Below are 2,631 nucleotides of genomic sequence, written 5' to 3'. Positions count from 1 at the left end.
CCCGAGGCGAACGAGCCCCGCCCCCGCTCCCTGAAGAGCCGACCGGTGCAAGCGGACCGGGTCTTCCGCTCCGTCTCGTACGCCGCCGGCGGCGTGACGGTGGCGATCATGCTCGCCGTGGGCATCTTCCTCACCGCGCGAGCCGGCGATGCGCTGAGCGTCACGGGCGTCAGCTTCCTCACGACGCAGGAGTGGTCGCCCGAGACGGGCGCGTTCGGCGTCGCGGCGGTGCTGTTCGGCACCGTCACGATCGCGATCATCGCGATGGCGATCTCGGTTCCGCTGGCGATGGGGACGGCGCTGCTGATCAGCGAGATCGTGTCGCCGAAGATCCGGTCGCTGCTCATCACGCTCGTCGACCTGATGGCGGCCGTGCCGAGCGTCGTGTTCGGACTCTGGGGCGTGTTCTTCCTGCAGGCCAACATCATCCCCGTCTCGCAGTGGATCTCGGTCTACTTCGGGTGGATTCCGATCTTCCGCGTCACCGATGAGACGGGTCAGCGTCTGACGGATGCGGGCGCGTTCACCTCGTCGGCGTTCATCGCCGGCATCGTCGTGGCCCTGATGGTCGTGCCCACGCAGACCTCGGTCATGCGCGAGGCGTTCTCCCAGGCGCCCCTCGGGGAGCGCGAGGGTGCACTCGCCCTCGGATCCACGCGCTGGGGGATGATCCGCGCCGTCGTGCTGCCGTTCGGTCGCGGCGGCATCATCGGCGGGACGATGCTGGGCCTGGGGCGCGCGCTCGGCGAGACCATCGCGGTCGTCATGATCATCTCGCCGATCTTCACGATCAACCCCGAGGTCCTCAAGACGGGCACGAACTCGGTGTCGGCCCTCATCGCGCTGCGGTACGGCGAGGCGAGCCAGTTCGGCCTGTCCGCCCTCATGGCCGCGGGACTCGTGCTCTTCATCATCACCCTCATCGTCAACTTCACCGCGTCGACGATCGTCGCGCGCAGTCGTTCCGGAGCGGAGAGCAACTGATGGCGATCCTCGCCCCCGACGCCCCCGTGGTCGACGCGGACGACGCCGCACGGCCGTCCCGGCGCACCGCGATCCCCGAGCGCACGGGTCATGTCGGCGAACGTCGTGACCTGCGCACGGTGCCCTTCGGCGACACCTTCAACGTCGTGGGCAGCGCTGCGGCGGGCATCGCGCTGGCCACCCTGCTCTTCGGATGGCTGACCCCGATGACGGGGATCATCGGATGGCTCATCGTCTCGTTCCTCTGCTTCCTCGGGATCTACGCGGTCCTGTCCTCGCTGCGGGCCGATCGGCTGGCCGTGAGCGAGCGCATCATGACGGCGCTGTTCTACTCCGCCGGTGTCCTGCTCTTGAGCGCCCTGGTCTTCGTCATCCTGTTCACGGTCGTACGGGGCTTTCCCGCGATCACGAACCTGAATTTCTTCGTCGAGACGATGAAGCTCGCCGGTCCGCTCGATCCCCTCACGATGGGCGGTATCGCGCACGCGATCGTCGGAACGCTCATCCAGATCGGCATCGCCCTGGCGATCACGATCCCCCTGGGCATCACGACGGCCGTCTTCCTCAACGAGATCGGCGGGCCGTTCGCGCGCTTCGTGCGGACGATCTCGGATGCCATGACGGCGCTGCCCTCGATCGTCGCCGGTCTGTTCGTCTACGCCGCCGTGGTCACCCTCATCACGAACCAGCGCTCGGGGTTCGCGGCATCCCTGGCGATCAGCGTCATGATGCTCCCGATCATCATCCGCGCCTCCGACGTCGTGCTCCGTCTGGTTCCGCACAACCTCCGCGAGGCCTCGTACGCCCTCGGCACGAGCCGGTGGCGGACGGTGTGGAGCGTGGTGCTGCCGACCTCGCGTTCGGGACTGGTCACCGCGGTGATCCTCGGGACCGCGCGCGGTATCGGTGAGACCTCGCCGGTGCTCCTGACCTCGGGCGTGACCGCCGGGTGGAACCTCAACCCGTTCTCGGGGCCGATGATCTCTCTGCCGCTGCAGGTCTTCGACTTCGTCAAGTCGCCCGAGACCAACATGGTCGCCCGTGGCTTCGGCGCCGCCGCGACCCTCGTGCTGCTCGTGCTGACGCTCTTCATCGTCGCGCGCCTGATCGGCGGCAAGGGCCCCGGGCAGCTGTCCGACCGTCAGCGCCGCGCCGCCGCGTCGGCGTCGGCACGTGACCTGCAGCGCATTCTGGCGTCCCAGGGGCGCTCACCGGGCAACCCCGTCACGCGCGCGGAACGTCGCGCGCAGCCGCCCAAGGGAAAGCCTCCCCGCGACCTCCAGTGGCGCCTCGCTCAGCGCGCCCTGGCACCCCGCCCCGCTCGACCCACCGAGGAGAACCCGTCGTGAACGTCCGTACCCGCCTGGCCCGACTGGGGGCGCTCGTCGTCGTCGCGGCCCTCGCGAGCGTGGGCGTCGCGCCCGCGCACGCGGCCGACGTCTATGTGACGATCACCGGCTCCGGCTCCACGTGGTCGCAGAACGCCCTCGACCAGTGGCGCACGAACGTCGCCAGCAACTACGGCATGACGGTGAACTACAACGGCACCGGGTCGTCCGCGGGCCGCAACGACTTCATCAATCAGACGGTCGACTTCGCCGTCAGCGAGATCCCGTTCCAGTCCAACCCGGAGGACGGGTCTCCGCC

Annotated in this window: 3 protein-coding genes; all 3 read left to right on the top strand. The window is 69.0% G+C overall.

Annotation, left to right across the window (positions count from 1 at the left end; all coding sequences use genetic code 11):
* A partial coding sequence (gene pstC, locus LQV45_RS25010; protein WP_230009319.1) for a phosphate ABC transporter permease subunit PstC occupies positions 1–984 on the top strand: 984 nt, incomplete at its 5' end.
* Positions 984–2,333, top strand: coding sequence for a phosphate ABC transporter permease PstA (gene pstA, locus LQV45_RS25005; RefSeq protein WP_230009318.1), 1,350 nt, complete (start codon positions 984–986; stop codon positions 2,331–2,333). The genes pstC and pstA, both read left to right, overlap by 1 nt.
* Positions 2,330–2,631: substrate-binding domain-containing protein (locus LQV45_RS25000; RefSeq protein WP_230009316.1), on the top strand; the 302-nt coding region annotated here is incomplete at its 3' end. The genes pstA and LQV45_RS25000, both read left to right, overlap by 4 nt.

The sequence above is a fragment of the Microbacterium sp. Bi128 genome, from assembly GCF_918698205.1.
The sequence above is the reverse complement of the archived record's forward strand: the minus strand, read 5'-3'. Positions and strand labels throughout refer to the sequence as shown.